The organism is Halorubrum gandharaense, from assembly GCF_054654575.1.
Map to the genome: position 1 here is coordinate 892,142 of NZ_BAAIET010000001.1, position 16,123 is coordinate 908,264.

Annotated in this window: 15 protein-coding genes and 1 pseudogene; 12 read left to right on the forward strand and 4 right to left on the reverse strand. The window is 66.7% G+C overall.

The window, feature by feature from the left end; all coding sequences use genetic code 11:
• Positions 1 to 80 precede the first annotated feature (80 nt).
• The 5 genes and pseudogenes from ACYQ07_RS04230 (at position 81) to ACYQ07_RS04250 (ending at position 5,095) form a co-directional block, all read left to right on the forward strand.
• Complete coding sequence (locus tag ACYQ07_RS04230; RefSeq protein ID WP_459877819.1) at positions 81 to 458, forward strand: hypothetical protein; 378 nt, start codon at positions 81 to 83, stop codon at positions 456 to 458.
• 82 nt (positions 459 to 540) lie between these two features.
• Positions 541 to 2,847 (forward strand): phosphoribosylformylglycinamidine synthase subunit PurL, encoded by a 2,307-nt coding sequence (purL, locus tag ACYQ07_RS04235; RefSeq protein ID WP_459877822.1) that lies wholly within the window; start codon positions 541 to 543, stop codon positions 2,845 to 2,847.
• A 130-nt stretch (positions 2,848 to 2,977) separates the two neighbouring features.
• The gene (locus ACYQ07_RS04240) at positions 2,978 to 4,126 is read left to right on the forward strand and encodes an ABC transporter ATP-binding protein (protein WP_459877824.1); all 1,149 of its coding nucleotides are present in this window, start codon (positions 2,978 to 2,980) and stop codon (positions 4,124 to 4,126) included.
• Positions 4,127 to 4,241: 115 nt separating this feature from the next.
• Positions 4,242 to 4,355: pseudogene (locus ACYQ07_RS04245) on the forward strand (DUF3891 family protein); the annotation flags it as partial.
• A gap of 74 nt (positions 4,356 to 4,429) precedes the next feature.
• Complete coding sequence (locus tag ACYQ07_RS04250) at positions 4,430 to 5,095, forward strand: DUF3891 family protein (RefSeq protein ID WP_459877827.1); 666 nt, start codon at positions 4,430 to 4,432, stop codon at positions 5,093 to 5,095.
• A gap of 717 nt (positions 5,096 to 5,812) precedes the next feature.
• On the opposite strand, the gene ACYQ07_RS04255 is transcribed toward ACYQ07_RS04250, so the two are convergent.
• On the reverse strand, positions 5,813 to 5,962 hold the full coding sequence (locus tag ACYQ07_RS04255; RefSeq protein WP_459877830.1) for a DUF7550 family protein: 150 nt from the start codon (positions 5,960 to 5,962) through the stop codon (positions 5,813 to 5,815).
• Positions 5,963 to 6,131: 169 nt separating this feature from the next.
• On the opposite strand from ACYQ07_RS04255, the gene ACYQ07_RS04260 reads away from it, so the two are divergent.
• From ACYQ07_RS04260 to ACYQ07_RS04285, 6 genes are all read left to right on the forward strand, one after another.
• Positions 6,132 to 6,545, forward strand: a complete 414-nt coding sequence (locus ACYQ07_RS04260; RefSeq protein WP_459877833.1) for a DUF2178 domain-containing protein — start codon at positions 6,132 to 6,134, stop codon at positions 6,543 to 6,545.
• A gap of 7 nt (positions 6,546 to 6,552) precedes the next feature.
• Positions 6,553 to 6,768, forward strand: coding sequence for a helix-turn-helix transcriptional regulator (locus tag ACYQ07_RS04265; protein WP_459877836.1), 216 nt, complete (start codon positions 6,553 to 6,555; stop codon positions 6,766 to 6,768).
• A 55-nt stretch (positions 6,769 to 6,823) separates the two neighbouring features.
• Positions 6,824 to 7,156, forward strand: coding sequence for an Asp-tRNA(Asn)/Glu-tRNA(Gln) amidotransferase subunit GatC (gatC, locus tag ACYQ07_RS04270; protein ID WP_459877838.1), 333 nt, complete (start codon positions 6,824 to 6,826; stop codon positions 7,154 to 7,156).
• Positions 7,157 to 8,443: an Asp-tRNA(Asn)/Glu-tRNA(Gln) amidotransferase subunit GatA gene (gene gatA, locus ACYQ07_RS04275; protein WP_459877841.1), complete on the forward strand. Its 1,287-nt coding sequence runs from the start codon at positions 7,157 to 7,159 to the stop codon at positions 8,441 to 8,443.
• A gap of 436 nt (positions 8,444 to 8,879) precedes the next feature.
• Positions 8,880 to 9,566, forward strand: coding sequence for a hypothetical protein (locus ACYQ07_RS04280; RefSeq protein WP_459877844.1), 687 nt, complete (start codon positions 8,880 to 8,882; stop codon positions 9,564 to 9,566).
• Between the two features lie 327 nt (positions 9,567 to 9,893).
• A complete protein-coding gene (locus ACYQ07_RS04285) occupies positions 9,894 to 10,250 on the forward strand; it encodes a DUF4870 domain-containing protein (protein WP_459877846.1) in 357 nt (118 codons plus the stop codon).
• A 261-nt stretch (positions 10,251 to 10,511) separates the two neighbouring features.
• On the opposite strand, the gene ACYQ07_RS04290 is transcribed toward ACYQ07_RS04285, so the two are convergent.
• From ACYQ07_RS04290 to ACYQ07_RS04300, 3 genes are all read right to left on the reverse strand, one after another.
• Positions 10,512 to 13,043 (reverse strand): heavy metal translocating P-type ATPase, encoded by a 2,532-nt coding sequence (locus ACYQ07_RS04290; protein ID WP_459877849.1) that lies wholly within the window; start codon positions 13,041 to 13,043, stop codon positions 10,512 to 10,514.
• A gap of 66 nt (positions 13,044 to 13,109) precedes the next feature.
• Positions 13,110 to 13,976 (reverse strand): sulfite exporter TauE/SafE family protein, encoded by an 867-nt coding sequence (locus ACYQ07_RS04295; protein WP_459877852.1) that lies wholly within the window; start codon positions 13,974 to 13,976, stop codon positions 13,110 to 13,112.
• A 58-nt stretch (positions 13,977 to 14,034) separates the two neighbouring features.
• A complete protein-coding gene (locus tag ACYQ07_RS04300; RefSeq protein ID WP_459877855.1) occupies positions 14,035 to 14,490 on the reverse strand; it encodes a hypothetical protein in 456 nt (151 codons plus the stop codon).
• Between the two features lie 238 nt (positions 14,491 to 14,728).
• Between ACYQ07_RS04300 and ACYQ07_RS04305 the strand changes: the two genes are divergently transcribed.
• A complete protein-coding gene (locus ACYQ07_RS04305) occupies positions 14,729 to 16,081 on the forward strand; it encodes an MATE family efflux transporter (RefSeq protein ID WP_459880229.1) in 1,353 nt (450 codons plus the stop codon).
• Positions 16,082 to 16,123 lie beyond the last annotated feature (42 nt).

Genomic DNA, 16,123 nt, shown 5'->3' on the forward strand with positions numbered 1-16,123 from the left:
GGCTGCGGGGGCGGCCGTCGGACGCCGTGAACGACTGCCGAGTCGCCGACCCTTTTGAGGGATGATGCCCAACACCGACTATGGAGTATCAACCCGGCGTCTGCAACATCGGTCCCGGCGAGCAACGGAAGCGGCTCGCGCTCGGCGTTCTCTCGCTGCTCGGCGCCGTCGTGCTCGTCGCCGGTATCCTCACGATCGGCTGGCCGACGTGGACGCTGCTGTTCACGCTGTTCCCGCTGTACGGCGCGGCGATGGGGTTCCTGCAGTACCGCGAAAACTTCTGTGTCGGCTTCGCCGGCATCGGCGTCTTCGACGTGGGCACCGGCACCCACGACGTGACCGACCCGCAAGCACTCGAAGCCGACCGCAAGCGAGCCGTCCGGCTCAACACCAAGGCGCTCGCGCTCGGCGCGCTCGGCTCGCTCGTCGTCTACGGCGGCGTGCTCCTGCTGGTGTAGCTGCTGCCGGCCAGACCCCGAGAGTAACCACAAACGTGCACATGGAAAAGCATTAGAACCGGCGAGATAACCACACAAGTGAATGAGCCTGCCCGAGACGGACCACGAGCTCGTGACCGCGGAGCTCGGCCGGGAGCCCACGCCGGCCGAGGCCGCGCTGTTCGAGAACCTCTGGAGCGAGCACTGCGCGTACCGCTCCTCGCGCCCCCTGCTGTCGGCGTTCGACAGCGAGGGTGACGGCGTCGTCATCGGTCCCGGCGACGACGCCGCCGTGCTCGCACTGCCCGAGCCCGACGCCGCCGACGTACCCGCCGGCGACCGGACCGCCGACGACTACGGCGACACCTACGTCACCTTCGGGGTCGAGAGCCACAACCACCCCTCCTACGTGGACCCGTTCGACGGCGCGGCGACCGGCGTCGGCGGCATCGTCCGCGACACGATGAGCATGGGCGCGTACCCGATCGCCTTACTCGACTCGCTGTACTTCGGCGGCTTCGACCGCGAGCACTCGCGGTACCTGCTGGAGGGCGTCGTCGAGGGTATCTCCCACTACGGCAACTGCATCGGCGTCCCCACCGTCGGCGGCAGCGTCGCCTTCCACGACGACTACGAGGGGAACCCCCTCGTCAACGTCGCCTGCGTCGGCCTCACGGACGAGGAGCGGCTGGTGACGGCGGTCGCCCAGGAGCCCGGCAACAAGCTCGTGCTCGTCGGCAACGCCACGGGGCGAGACGGTCTCGGCGGCGCCTCCTTCGCCAGCGAGGACCTCGCGGAGGACGCCGAGACGGAGGACCGGCCCGCCGTGCAGGTGGGTGACCCCTACGCGGAAAAGCGGCTGATCGAGTGCAACGAGGCCCTCGTCGACGAGGATCTGGTGCGCTCGGCGCGGGACCTCGGCGCGGCCGGCCTCGGCGGCGCCTCCTCGGAGCTGGTCGCGAAGGGCGGATTCGGCGCCGAGATCGCGCTCGACCGCGTCCACCAGCGCGAGCCGAACATGAGCCCGCTGGAGATCCTCCTCGCGGAGAGTCAAGAGCGGATGTGCTACGAGATCGCGCCCGAGGATGTCGACCGCGTGCTCGAACTCGCCGAGCGCTTCGACCTCGGCGCCTCCGTCATCGGTGAGGTGACCGAGGGGAACTACGTCTGCACGTTCGCGGAGGGCGGTGAGGATGGCGAAGGGGACGAGGAGACCGATGAGGGAGACGACGCCGACCGCGAGGTCGTCGTCGACGCGGACGCCGACTTCCTCGCGGAGGGCGCCCCGATGAACGACCTCGACGCCGTCGAGCCGAGCCAGCCCGACCGGGACCTTCCGGACCCCGACCTTGCGGAGACGGTCGAGGCGGTCGTTGGCGACCCCACGACCGCGAGCAAACGCTGGGTGTACCGGCAGTACGACCACGAGGTCGGCACGCGGACGGCACTCAAACCCGGCGATGACGCCGCCATCATCGCGGTGCGGGAGGCGGCGGCCGAGAGCGGGGACGATCCCGCCACCGATCCTGCCGACGACGTTTCCGGCAACGGCGTCGGGCTCGCGCTCTCCTCGGGTGCGGTGCCGGCGTGGACGAGCGTAGCCCCGTACGAGGGTGCCCGCGCGGTCGCACTGGAGAACGCGACCAACCTCGCCGCAAAGGGCGCCGTCCCACTGGCGGCCGTCGACTGCCTGAACGGCGGGAACCCGGAGAAGCCCGAGGTGTACGGCGGCTTCAAGGGGATCGTCGACGGGCTCGCGGACGCCTGTTCGGCGCTGGACACGCCCGTCGTGGGCGGCAACGTCTCACTGTACAACGACAGCGTCGCCGGCCCCATTCCGCCGACGCCGACGCTCGCGCTGATCGGGACGAAGCGGGGGTACGAGGCGCCGCCCGCGGCCCTGGATGACGAGGTCGGGGCCGAGGTCGAGGCCGACACCCCCGCGGACTCCGAACTACTGCTCATCGGCCATCCGGGCGACGCGCTCGGCGGATCGCGGTATCTGGCGGCCGCCGGCGGCACCGACCGGTTCCCCGAACTCCCCGAGAATCTCGCGGACGTTGTCGGCACGCTCGCGGCGGTCGCGCGCGACGACGCCACCGTTGCGACCCACGACGTTAGCGACGGCGGGCTCGCGGTCGCGCTCGCGGAACTGGTGACGGACACGGCGGGCGCCGACGTGGAACTCCCCGATCACGTCGCCGCCTTCGAGGAGACGCCCGGACGGCTGGTCGTCCAGACCACCGACCCCGAGGCGACCGCCGAGCTGGCAGGTGACCTCCCCGTCTACCGACTGGGCGAGGTCACGGCGGACGGGACGCTCTCGCTGACGGTGGGCGAGGAGACGGCGACACTCTCGGCCGACGAGCTCCGCGAGCTCCGCGGGGTCATCACCCGCGAACTGGCCTGAGACGCCCCAGAATCGCCTTTTGGAAGCGAAACCGGCGCCCTCGTTGCCGAGCGACACGCTTTAGGCGCTCCTAAAGCAAGTAGGGGTAACGACGGGACGCCGGCAGGACCGGCGCCCGCACCCTTCACTCATGGCACAGACGGACACCGTCTCACGGAACGCGCGTACGACGGAGCGAACGCGGGAATCGTCACGCGAGGAGGTCGACACCGCCGCGGACGCCGGGACGGTGTTGACGCTGGAGAACGTCTCCAAGCTCTTCGGCGAGGAGACCGCGGTCGACGGCGTTTCGCTCGATGTCGAGCGCGGCGAGCTGCTCACCTTCCTCGGCCCCTCAGGCTGCGGGAAAACGACCACGCTGCGAATGATCGCCGGGCTGGAGGAGCCCTCCGACGGCGAAATCACCCTCGCCGACGAGTGTGTCGCCGACGACGGCGTCTTCTGTCCGCCCGAGGAGCGCGACGTGGGCATCGTCTTCCAGAACTTTGCTTTGTTTCCGCATCTTACCGTCCGCGAGAACATCGCGTTCGGGCTCTCGGACCGCGACGGCGAGGAGGCCACCGCGCGCGTCGACGAGCTGCTCGACCTGGTGAGCATGCCCGATCACGGCGACAAGAAGCCCGACCAGCTGTCGGGCGGCCAGAAACAGCGCGTCGCGCTCGCGCGCTCGCTGGCGCCCGAGCCGGACGTACTCCTGCTGGACGAGCCGTTCTCGAACCTCGACGTGCGCCTCCGCGTGGAGATGCGCGAGGAGGTCCGGCGCATCCTGAAGAAGGCGGGCGTCACCGCCATCTCCGTCACCCACGACCAGGAGGAGGCGCTCTCCATCTCCGATCGGGTCGCCGTGATGAACGACGGGCAGATCGAGCAGGTCGGTCGCCCGGAGTCCGTCTTCGAGCAGCCGGAGTCGAAGTTCGTCGCCTCCTTCCTCGGCCGCGCGGCGTTCCTGAAGGGCCACCTGCGGGACGGCAAAGTCGAAACCGGCGTCGGCCGCTTCAACGCGGCGACGCTGGAGGGGTACGACACCGTCTACGACGGCGCGCCCGTCGATGTGCTGATCCGGCCAGACGACCTGCGCGCGACGCCCGCGAACGCCGACGTGGCGGACGGCACGGTCGTCTCCCGGCAGTACGTCGGCCCGTCGTTCATCTACCGCGTCGAGCTCGACTCCGGCGAGTCGGTCCACTGCCTGCACAACCACGTCGAGGAGTTCGAGCTGGACCAGCCGGTGAGCGTCGACCTCGTCGCCGACCACCCGCTGGCGTGGTACCCGCGGTAGCGGATTTCAGCTCCCTCTTGGCGACCCTTTTAACCCGTCAGCGCGCCCAGCGACGCACGTGATCCTCGCGCCCGCCGGCGACGGGCTTCGGCTCGTCACCCAACCCGAACACGCCGTGCTCGCCGGGAGCCTCGCGGAGGCGTGGGGCAGAGAGGTGTTCGCCGCGCCCGACCCGGGTCCCGCGGTGCGGCTGACCGTCCATGCCCACGACGACGGGTGGCAGCCGGTCGACCGTCGCCCGACGCTTACCGACGACGGCACGCCCCGGAACTTCCACGAACAGCCCGCCGACGCTGGATCCGGTTGTACCGCCGCGGCATCGACGAAGTGGCGCGGGCCGACCGCTATGCGGGGCTGCTCGTCTCGCTGCACGGCTCCGGGTTGCGCCGGCGCCGATACGGGCTCTCGCCCTCGTGGGGCGACACGCCGCCGGCGTTCGCGGAGTTCGTGCGCGCGGAGGAGCGTCGCCAGCGGTCGCTCGCGGCCGCGATGCGCGACGACTCGGACGACGACCGGGTGACAGCGGGGGACGCGCGGCTGCTCGACGCGCTTCACGAACACGGAGAGCCGCCCGGATGTTCCTCGGCAGAATTCGAGAGTCGACTCTGGCACAACTACCGGGTCCTCCAGGCGCTCGACGCGCTCTCGTTGCGGATCTGCGGGATGCCGTTCGGGGCGGAGGCGGCGGATTCAGCGGTCGAGTCGTTCAGTGTCGAGCGGGTGCCGACTACGCTTGATGAGGAGGACGTGACGCTTACCGTATCGCCGGCAGCGGATCTCCACGGCGACGACGAGGCCGAGGCCGTCTTCCGCGTCGACCCGTTCCCGTTTGGAGGAGACGCGGTGCGGACCACGCTCCGAGCGCGGCGGCTCGCAAGCACGACGTTCGCGGACGACCGCGCGCTCCGTGAGGCGTACCACGGCGCGGAGACGGAGTCGCTGTCGCTCGTGCTGTTACCGGTGCCGTGAGCAGCTTCAAAACAGTCCAACCCCGTTGCAATGCAATTCTTCCGACGCCGCGGCGAGTCACCTGCTTTGTGGGCCCCGTTGGTTCTTGGTGAAACGCCCGGTCGATGGTGACTGCTTGTTGAGCGATGTCGGGAGTGAGTGTTGCAGCTCGTCGCCGGCGAGATAGCATATAAAGGGTCGAGACCCACAGTGACGCCCACCTTATAAATGGACGCGCGGTGCGGTGGCGCGCCCGGCGAGCGCCGATAAGGCGCGAGCCGGAGCGCGAGGGAGGCGGCGGGCGCCCGCGGCGCGGTGCGGAGCCCGCGGGCGCCTGCCCGCCGAGGCTGGGGAGGTGTGAGGTGCGGCTGCGGTGCTGTGCGGGGTGGGACTCAAAGGGGCAGCCGGCTCCGGGAAGACGGGCGACGTAAGCACTCAAAAGGCCGGGCCGTGCGGAGAGGCCTTTTGAGCGCGCAGCGAGCCCCTCGACCGGAGCCGGCTGGGGCTTTTGAAGGCGGTCGTCACCAGTGCAGTCCCAGCGACTCACCGAACAAACTCTGCTTATAAACGAGAAACAGAACCATCCACAGCTCACTTATAAACACCGCACCAGACTCCGTGATACACCTACTCCCGATATTGCTCACCGAGGATCCTGCATTGACCGCAGAGAGGCTGAAACTCGTCGCTCTCGACGGGCTTCAACGGTACCAGAAATCCGGCAACGATGTCCCCGAATCAGAGCGTGAGGACGGTCGGGATGACGTACGCGATGAGGAGGCCGACGGCGAGGACGGCGACGCCGATGCCGACTTCGCGGCCGCCGAACTCCTGCATGGGGGAGGTTACGCGCGCATCCGGATCGGGCTCGTGCGAGTGGTCTGCCATACGCGAATCGTGCGGGCGCGGGTACAAAAACGCACCTGAAGCGTCGCGGTCGTGACGCGCTCGACGGCGAGGGCGAACGGCGTCGCACCTCGGCGGTACTTTTAAGATGAAGTGTAAAGTTCCCTTTACTGTAAAGCGAGCTTTTCGTCAAGCTGCCTTTACAACCGCCATGACCGAAACCTCCACTCCCGCGACGAATCGGCTCTCCACACGCAAACGCTACAAGCGCCTCTCGACGGCCAGCCTGCTGGTCGGCATGGCTGGACTGTTCGTCGGGGTTTTCCTCGATCAGGTCGTCGCCGGCGTGCTCGTCTACTGGGCGGGCTTCGTCGGGATGATCGTCGTCTGGCGCGTCAGCCCGGTCGAGTTGTACGACGAGCGCGACACGGCCATCGAGCGCCGCACGAGCGAGATCACCCTGAACGCCTTCGGTGTGCTGTTCGTGGCCGCGGCGCCCGGCGGCGTCGCGCTCGAAGCCGCCGGCGTCGTCGAACTCCCGCCCGAGTTCGGCGGCGCGATGTGGACGCTGTTCGCCATCTACGTCACGTTCGGCGTGGTCTACACCTACCTCTCACGACAATGACCGGACAATGAAAAGCGACCTCCGCGAGCGCCGAGAAGCGCGCGGCGAGAGCCAGGCGGACCTCGCAGCCGCCGTCGGCGTCACCCGACAGACGATAAACGCGATCGAGCGCGAGCGCTACGATCCCTCGCTGGAGCTGGCGTTCAAACTCGCTGCCCACTACGACTGTCGGATCGAGGAGCTGTTCGACCCCGAACTCGGCGAGACGTTCACGGACGAGTAGCCCGGACTGCCGGGCTTCCGAAACCCTTACTCCCGCTCCGGCGGGACTGGCTCGTATGAGCGACACGTCCGAATCCGACGGCGAGAGGGCGGCGGTCGACGGCGCTGAGGCCGCCGACGCCGCCGTCGACGCCGACGCAGTCGAACACGTCGCGGAGCTGGCCCGCGTGCACCTCGACGAAGCGGAGATCGAGGAGTTCACCGAGCAGTTCGGTGAGATCCTCGACTCCTTCGAGGCGCTTGACGAGGTGCCCGAGACGGAGCGCGAAGAGGAGCTCGTCAACGTGATGCGCCCAGACGAGGTCGAGGAGGGGCTCACACAGGAGGAGGCGCTCGCGAACGCCCCGGAGACGGAGGGCGGCTTCTTCAAGGGCCCGAAGGTGTCGTAGATGTCGGCAGACGACCCCCACAACGTCTTCATCACCCGCGAGACGGTCGCGGGCGATTCAGATTCCGAGACCTCCATTGCGGGCAAATCGGTGGCGGTGAAGGACAACATCTCCACCGCGGGCGTCCGGACCACCTGCGGCTCCGAGATGCTCGCGGAGTACGTCCCGCCGTATTCGGCGACCGTCGTCGAGCGCGTGCTCGATGCTGGCGCCGACGTGGTCGGCAAGACGAACATGGACGAGTTCGGGATGGGGACGACGACCGAGACCTCCGCGTTCGGCCCGACGGAGAACCCTGTCGACCCCGAGCGTGTTCCCGGCGGCTCCTCGGGCGGCTCGGCGGCCGCCGTCGCCGCCGGCGAGGCCGACCTCGCGCTCGGCTCGGACACGGGCGGCTCCGTCCGCTGTCCGGCCGCCTTCTGTGGCGTCGTCGGCATCAAGCCCACCTACGGGCTCGTCTCGCGCTACGGGCTCGTCGCGTACGCCAACTCCCTAGAGCAGATCGGCCCCATCGCCCCCACCGTCGAGGAGGCCGCCGCGCTGCTCGACGCCATCGCCGGCCCGGACCCGAACGACGGGACGACCCGACCGGAAGGTGAGAACTCGGACTACGCTGCGGCCGCCGACGGCGACGTGGACGGGCTCACCGTTGGGATCCCGACGGAGCTGTTCGAGGGCGCCGACGAGCGCGTCGTTGAGACGGTCGAGGCCGCCATCGACGACCTCGAGGCGCAGGGTGCCGAGACCGTCGAGGTGTCGCTGCCCTCCGTCGAGCACGCCGTGCAGGCGTACTACGTCATCGCGATGTCGGAAGCCTCCTCGAACCTCGCGCGCTTCGACGGCGTGCGCTACGGTCACCGCGCGGAGTCGGAGGGGAACTGGAACGAGGCGTTCGCGGAGACCCGCGAGGCGTTCGGCGCCGAGGTGAAACGCCGGATCCTGCTCGGCACCTACGCGCTCTCGGCGGGGTACCACGACAAGTACTACAAGAAGGCGCAGGACGCCCGCGCGTGGATCCGTCAGGACTTTGAGGACGCCTTCGAGGAGGTCGACGTGATCGCCTCCCCGACGATGCCCGTCCTCCCGTTCGAGCTGGGCGAGAGCCTCGACGACCCGCTGCAGATGTACCTCGCGGACGCCAACACGACGCCGGCGAACCTCGCGAACCTCCCCGCGATCTCCGTCCCCGCCGGCGAGGCCGACGGGCTCCCCGTCGGCCTCCAGCTCGTCGGGCGGAAGTTCGACGAGGAGACCGTTATTCGGGCTGCCAGTGCCGTCGAGGAGTAGGGTTATGAGGGAGTGAGGATGGGCGGTTTGTGGATGTGTGTCACGGTTTTTGTGCAGTGGAATCTGGTGAATCGCTAGACTACACTGCTCTCCGGTGAGAAATCACGTCGTTCGAGGCGTCACGTTGGGACGAATTTGGCTGTGATGTCACTGATTCTGTCAGTGGCGAAGCAGGTGGGCGTTCTCACAACTTCATCAAAACATTAGGCTCCGACACAGTGTGGCGATTCACTAGAGCCACACATTGTGTTGTCTCTGTTGAAATCCTCTTGTACTTGTGCAGTTTGCTGAGAAGCCTGTTTCGCATCGGATCTGTAGAATCCGATAGGCAGAATAACGTTAGATAATATATTCAACCATTTCAGAACTACTATATTTCTACATCTTTTTACAGAGTGATACTAATCTTTATATTCTCGCATGAATATATTGTTTTATGGGTCAGAAAGATCCTGTTGGAGCGAATAGGAGAAAAGTACTCTCAAGTATTGCTGCTCTTGGGTCCCTCGGGACAATTACAGTAGCGCCAGTTTCTGCAGACGAAGACTGGAACGAAGAGCACCGAGATGAAGGAGAATACCCGAAGGGACCGGTAACGGTTACGCACAGCAGACAAGCTGAGAACCAGATTACATATGACGAATACCGGGAAGTTCTAGAGGGGCCCAATAACGGTGATGTTAGACTCAGCGATGGGAGAGTGAAAAACGAACGGATCTACGTAGGTGACGACCGTAACGTCACAGTGAATGAGATTGAAAAAAGGTTCTCAAGTATTCGTTCCGATGCCGATTCCGGAACATGGGAGGTTGACTGTCGTACGCTCCCTCTTATTGGTACGGAAGTCTGTACCGAAATCACATTTGATGTGTATACTTGGGGCATTGAGGTCGATCTTATCATTTATGGGTATCCTCTCTGGGGCGGAGGAGTCGAGTTTGCGGATGGCGCCGCCACTCCCAAATTCAACATTCCGGGGGTTCCGGTCAAAGGGGAAGCCACGATCGGAGCCCGGCAACTCGGCGGATGCGATGCCGAACTAGAAGTTGAGATTGAGTTGGAGGTTCTCAATCGACGAAGTGTTGGGCCGTTCGGCGGTACCAGAGACGTTGACTACTGCTGAAAGAGAACGGAATTCTCCAGATGGTAATTTGTTAACAGTATATAAAATAAAGACACTCAGAAGAAGGAGTCTGTCGTGTCATCGACGCTGAGTAGTTCAGTGATGCCCATTTTTCCATCACGGCAATGAACAAGGTACTTTCCGTCATATGCGTCGATTTCGCACTCTGCATGCCAGTCTTGGAAGCCGTTGCCGGCAATGAGGGACTGAAGATCACGTTGAGTGATTGAGGAACTGGCATGAACTGTTAGGTTCATCACCGCCAAACACTGGCCGGGATTTCTCTTTTGGTGGTAAATTTATGTGCCTAGAGGCTGTATATCATGTATGGCATCAGTACCCTCCCAACCTGATAGCACACAAAATTCGCCTTTGGCGACCGGCGTCCATCTGATCGGGATATTTACTGGATTGGTTGGAGCGGGGTTAGTATACTTTATATCCGATAACGAATTTACGAAACGTAATGCAAAAAACGCCCTCAATTGGCAGATCTTCTTTACTGTTTCTTTCATTGTGTTGCTACTGGTGGCTATGCTAGATACCTTTTTTACCGTCTTGATTGGAATTCTTGGTATTACTTTGTTGTTCTTTATTCTTAATCCCGCTTTCTGTATCTGGGCGGCATACATGGCGAACCAAGGCAAGGACTGGAAATATCCGATAGCGCCACAGTTCATTTAATTTCTGGAGTCACCGTCTTCTGGTCTGTTAAACCTCTCTTGCAGTCGTGTGGTTTGCTGAGATACCACCTCACATCGGGCCTGTAGAATCCGATAGGCAGCGTGGCCTTGAGAAATGCCGGTCTTGAAGGGTTTCAGCAAATCTACATGGCGATAACATCGAGCTTGCACCACCTCCAAACTCGCGCGTCGACTCGCGCTTTTATCAGGTGCTCACCGGGTGCGCCACCGCTGTCACTGCGGTGGTCTCCTCGCCGTCACCTTATAACAGCGACCGCGAGGAGTTCGAGACGACGAGCAGGCTGGAGAGCCCCATCGCCACGGCGGCGAACAGCGGGTTGAGCAGGCCGGTGATGGCGAGGGGAATCGCGATGGCGTTGTAACAGAACGCCCACCCGATGTTCCCCTTCACGCGGCGGCCGGCGGCCCGCGAGAGCCGGAAGACGGTGTCGACCTTCGAGAGGTCGTCGTCGACGATCGCCACGTCGGCGGCGTCGGCAGCCATCGCCGTGCCGCCGCCGAGCGCGACCCCGAGGTCCGCGGCCGCCAGCGCGGGCGCGTCGTTGGTGCCGTCGCCGACCATCACGACCTCGCCGCGTGCGCGGAGGCGGGTGACCGTCTCGGCTTTCCCCTCGGGGGGGACGCCGGCGAACACCTGCGATACGGCGGAATGCTCCTCGAAGACGGTGGCTGCGCGGGCGTCGTCGCCCGTCAACACCACCACTTCGACGCCCGACTCCGAGAGGGCCGTGAGGGTGTCCTCCCACCCCTCGCGCAGTTCGTCGCCGACGACCACGACGCCCTCGGCGGCGCCGTCACGCCCGATCGCGACGGGGACTCGTCCCACGTCGCGGGCGTCCGCGACCGTCTCGCGGATCCGGTCCGGGACGGTCCACCCCTTCGCGTCAAACAGGTCGGGGTGGCCGACGACGACCTCGACGCCGTCGACGACGCCGGAGACCCCGCGGTCGTGGCTCTCGAACGCCTCGATGGTGGGGGTTGGCGCGGCGTCGGCATCACCGCTTTCTGCAGTCTCGCTGTCCGCCTCTCCCGCCGCGACGGCGCCCCCGTCCGCGAGGGGTTTCGGGTGAGCAGCGGCGACCGCCTGCCCGACCGGGTGCGCGGAGCGGGATTCGAGCGCGGCGGCGAGTTCGAGCAGGTCGTCGGGCACGTCCCGGGAGACGACTTCCATCTCGCCCGTCGTGAGCGTCCCCGTCTTGTCGAAGACGACGGTGTCCGCGTCCCGCAGGCGCTCGAAGACGGTGTCGTCGAAGACGACGATCGACTGCCGGAGCGCGTCGCGGATCCCGGCGGCGACCGCCAGCGGCGTCGCCAGCCCGAGCGCACAGGGACACGAGACGATCAGTACGGTGAGCGCGACCAGCATCGCCGTCCCGATGCCGTTGCCGAGCGCGAGGTTGGCGCCCGCGGTCGCGACCGCGAGCACGAGCACGAGCGGGACGAAGATCGTCGCCAGCTTGTCCGCGAGCTTCTGGATGCCGTGGTTGCCCGACTGGAGGTCCCACACGAGCTCGGAGATCCGGTCGAGACTGGAGGACGCGTCGGCGCCAACCGCGACGGTGAGCGCCCCGTCCGCGACAACGGAGCCGCCGACCACCTGCTCGCCCGGCGTCTTGCGAACCGGGAGCGACTCGCCGGTGATCACCGCCTCGTCGACGGCGGCGTCGCCTTCGACGACCTCGCCGTCCACCGGAACGCGCTCGCCGGCGCGCACGAGCACGTGGTCGCCCGGTTCGAGCGCCTCGATGGGGACCGTTTCGGGATTCTCGCGGCCGGCGTTTCCGCCGTTTTTGGTCTCAGCCTCCGCCACGTGCACCCGCCGAGCGGAGTCGACCTGCACGGCCGTGAGATCCGAGAGCATCTCCGTCGCCCGCCGCTTGATCGAGGACTCGTAGTGGTTGCCGACGGTGACGATCACGATGATCGCGACGGTCACGTCGAAGTAGATGGAGGGGCTGTCCAACAGCGCGACCGCGAGGATGCTGTAGAGGTACGCGCTCACGGCCGCGATTGCGACGAGCAGGTCCATGTTCGGCGACCGCGTTCGGGCGCTGACGTACGCGCCTCTGAGAATCGGCTTCCCCGTGAACAGCAGGACGATGGTGGTGAGGATGCCGATGACGATGAAGAAGTAGTTGCCCGAGCTGGACGCCATCGCCGTGTTGAGATACTCCAGCGTGCGCTCGTCGTAGAAGGGGAACGCGAAGTACGTCGGGTAGATGATGACGATGTACTGGAGCATCACGGCCATCCCCACCATCACGCCGGCGGCCAGCCGCGCGGTCGCGAAGTTGTTCGACTGCCGGCGCGCGAAGGCGTCGTCGCGGGGGTACGCGGAATAGCCGAGCCCGGAGACCGCCTCGGAGAGGTCGTTCTCGCTCACGTTCGGACCGTGGTCGATCCGCACCGTGTCGGTGACGTAGCTCGCGCTCGCCGCGCTCACGCCCTTCTCGCGGGTGGCGGCCGTCTCGATGAACGCCTCGCAGGTGGCACAGTGCATGCCGTCGACTTCGAGGAACGTCGCCTCGTGGTCGGCGGGTATGTTCGACTCGTCGTCGGGGCTACCCGACTCGTCGCCGCCCTCACTCTCCTTCGCCTGCCGGGCATCACGCACGTCGGCGGCGTCCACGTCCACGTCGCCGAGCGCGTCGTGCACGTCCCGACAGCCGGCACAACAGAACTGGTTGCCGTCGTCGTCGACTACGTCCGCGCCGGCGACGGGGAGTTCACAGAGCGTGCAGTCGGATTCCGCGGTGGTCGTCGAGTCGGTCATAAGTGGTCAGTGGGAGTAGTGGCAGGGGATGGGTGGTTAGTGGGAGTGGTGCCAGGGGATGGGTGGTCAGTGACCCCCGTGGCCGCCGGCGTCGCCGGCGACTCCGTCGAGGGGGTTCCAGAACGGCAGTTCGGGGTGTGGGACGTGGATGCCGAAGCTCATCAGCCCGTGCGCGAACAGCACGTAGCCGAGCGCGACGAACGCCAGCCCGAGCAGGCGGTGGACCCGCCGGCGCTGGACGGCGTCCACGCTCTCGATGACGGTGCCGTACGCGAAGACGGCCGGCATCGTCCCGATACCGAGCGCGGCCAGCGCGACGCCGCCCGCGACGGGCGACCCGCTGGCGAACGCGTAGAGGTAGGCGGGGTAGAGGATGGGGCAGGGGAGCAGCCCGTGGAGCGCGCCGAGCCCGACGATTCCCGGACCGGCGGCCAGCCGGTCGACGTAGCCCGTCAACCAGCCGGCGACGCGGTTCAGCCCGGGGAGGTGGACGCCGCCGGTCGTTCCGCCGAGCAGGTAGCGGACGCCCACGGCGATAACGAGGCCGCCGACCAGCAGGCCGACGCCGCCACGAACCGTGTCCGCGGCCGCGGTGAGCTCGCCGGCGGTGACGATCACTGCACCCCCGATCGCGCCCAGCGTCGCCCCGATGAGGGTGTAGCTGGCGGTGCGCCCGAGGTTGAACAGCGCGTGTTGGCGCACTTCGTAGGTGGTGAGGTGGCTCCCGCGCCGGCCGTCGGTCGCGTCCGCGGCGGTCGCGGTGCTGCCACCGTCGGTCGCTGTGGCGTCGCCGTCCGACCCCCCGCTCATGCGGTCGGCGTACACTGTCACGAGGGGGCCACACATGCCGATGCAGTGGGCGCCGCCGAGCGCCCCGATGGCGAGGAACAGCAGCACGTCGGCGGCGACCAGCGTGGCGGGATCGAGAGGCACGGGTAGTTCGTGTTGGAGTTACGGTCGTGTGCGGTAATGGGTTTCGTCGTCGGACGGACTACGGGGCGTCCGCCGACCGCTCACGGACTAGAAGGACGGCGAGCACGCCGGCGAGCGCGGTCTCCGCAAGCTTCGAGGTCAGCGCGAGGGAGTCGTGTCTGAGGTGAGTAAGCACGACGGAGACGGGATCGGCGTCGTGACCGTGGGCGCGAATCCCCGGCCAGAACGCGCCGTGGTCGAGAACGGTGTGCCAGGCGACGTAGCCGGCGATGAAGGTGACCATCAACAGGATGCCGCCGACGTACACCGGCGTGGGGTCGAACCCCTGTGCGACCAGCATGATGCCGACAAAAATCCCGACGGTCGCCAGCAGGAACACCGCCGGGCGCGGGTCGGGAACCTGCCCGTAGTGGAGCTGTCTGGCCATCTCGGGAAGCGCCCAGTAGAGGTGGGTGCCGGCGACGACGACCGCGAGAACGGCGGCGGCCCGCCGGAGAAGCGTGTCGGGATTCACTGGTCGGGGCTACGGAACCGACGAATAACACCCTTCTGGTGGAGGCGTCGAACGCCGGCGTCGGATGGTGGCGGTGGTGCGGACGACGACGCTTCGCTTCGCCCACGCCATCTTCCGGGAGGTGAACCGTTATCGGCGGGTGGGGTGAAACGCCGGCGTGGTGGTCCTCGCGCCGGCGCTCGTGCAGCGCCGATTCGTCCGGGTGTGGAAGCGGGTCTTCGCCCTGTCGTGGCCCGTGATGGCCGAGCAGGTGCTCCGCACGCTGATGCGTACCACGGACCTGATCGTCGCCGGCTTCTTCTCGCCGGCCGCCATCGCCGCTGTCGGGCTCGCGGACATCTACGCCCGCTTTCCGCTCCGGTTCGGGATCGGTGTCGGCGACGGCGCCATCGCGCTCTCCTCGCAGGACACCGGCGCCGACGCCACCGCGAACCGGGACCAGGCGGTCACGCAGGCGCTGCTGCTCGGCCTGCTCGGCAGCCTCCCGTTCGTCGCGTTCGGGCTGACGTTCAGCGAGGAGGCGATCGCCGTCCTCGCGGTGTTGATGGAGGAGGGTGCCGCCGGCGACGTGGTCGCGTTCGGCAGCACCTACCTCACCGTGATCATGGTGTCCGCGCCGGCGATCCACGTCAACTTCATCGCCGCCCGCGCGATCCAGGGGACGGGCGACACCCGGACGCCGATGGTCGTCAACGGCGCCGTCAACGCGTGCAACATCGGTGCGACCGTCGGGCTCGCGTTCGGGATCGGCCCCCTCCCGGAGCTCGGCGTCGTCGGCATCGCGCTGGCGACGGCGGTCGCCGACGGGTTCGGCGCGCTCGTCTTCCTCGCGGTCATCCGGAGCTCGCTGTCGCCCATCGCGTACGTCCGACCGGCGGGCCTCGTCATCACCAAACAGCTGGTCGCGATCAGCTGGCCCCGCATCGCGGAGGGGCTCTCGGAGATGATCGCGGAGTTCCCGTTCAACGCCATCCTGCTCGGGTTCGGCGCGGAGGTGAACGCGGCCTACCACGTCGGCCGTCGGATGTACCAGCAGGTGGCCTCGCCGCTCGGCCGCGGGTACGGCGTCGGCGCGAACGTCCTCGTCGGCCAGCTGCTCGGCGAGGGGAAGGCGGACGAGGCCCACTACACGGGGTGGGCCGCAACCGGCCTCTCCGTGCTCACCGTCGGCGGGCTCTGTGCGGCGCTGTTCGTCTTCGCCGAGCAGTTCGTGCGCGTGTTTACCCGTGATCCCGCAACGGTCGGGTACGCCACTGCGTTCGCGCAGGCGTACGCCATCGCCGCCGTCCTCATCTCCGCGTACATCGTGCTCGCCGGCTCGCTCCGCGGCGGGAGCGACACGATCACGCCCTTTATCGCCCGAATGGTCGGCACCTTCGTCTTCCTGCTCGGGTTCACCTACGTGGCCGGCGTGCACCTTGGGTGGGGGCCGACCGCGGCATACGTCGCCATCGTCCTCGACTTCGTCTTCCGCGTCGCCTTCGTCGGTGCCGTGTTCTACCGGCGCCGCTGGGTCAAGCGTGGGACGTCGATGATGGCCGACCGGGGTTCGATAGACGGTGGTGGCGGGGAGTCAGCCGGTGACGAGTAGGGAGTCAGCCGGTGACGAGTAAGGAAGGGAGGCTGCCGGGAG

Bases quoted from the DNA above. Each gene is read 5' to 3' on its own strand.
- ACYQ07_RS04230 (WP_459877819.1), top strand. From the start codon at position 81: ATGGAGTATCAACCCGGCGTCTGCAACATCGGTCCCGGCGAGCAACGG.
- purL (WP_459877822.1), top strand. From the start codon at position 541: ATGAGCCTGCCCGAGACGGACCACGAGCTCGTGACCGCGGAGCTCGGC.
- ACYQ07_RS04240 (WP_459877824.1), top strand. From the start codon at position 2,978: ATGGCACAGACGGACACCGTCTCACGGAACGCGCGTACGACGGAGCGA.
- ACYQ07_RS04255 (WP_459877830.1), bottom strand. From the start codon at position 5,962: ATGGCAGACCACTCGCACGAGCCCGATCCGGATGCGCGCGTAACCTCC.
- ACYQ07_RS04260 (WP_459877833.1), top strand. From the start codon at position 6,132: ATGACCGAAACCTCCACTCCCGCGACGAATCGGCTCTCCACACGCAAA.
- ACYQ07_RS04265 (WP_459877836.1), top strand. From the start codon at position 6,553: ATGAAAAGCGACCTCCGCGAGCGCCGAGAAGCGCGCGGCGAGAGCCAG.
- gatC (WP_459877838.1), top strand. From the start codon at position 6,824: ATGAGCGACACGTCCGAATCCGACGGCGAGAGGGCGGCGGTCGACGGC.
- gatA (WP_459877841.1), top strand. From the start codon at position 7,157: ATGTCGGCAGACGACCCCCACAACGTCTTCATCACCCGCGAGACGGTC.
- ACYQ07_RS04280 (WP_459877844.1), top strand. From the start codon at position 8,880: ATGGGTCAGAAAGATCCTGTTGGAGCGAATAGGAGAAAAGTACTCTCA.
- ACYQ07_RS04285 (WP_459877846.1), top strand. From the start codon at position 9,894: ATGGCATCAGTACCCTCCCAACCTGATAGCACACAAAATTCGCCTTTG.
- ACYQ07_RS04290 (WP_459877849.1), bottom strand. From the start codon at position 13,043: ATGACCGACTCGACGACCACCGCGGAATCCGACTGCACGCTCTGTGAA.
- ACYQ07_RS04305 (WP_459880229.1), top strand. From the start codon at position 14,729: ATGGCCGAGCAGGTGCTCCGCACGCTGATGCGTACCACGGACCTGATC.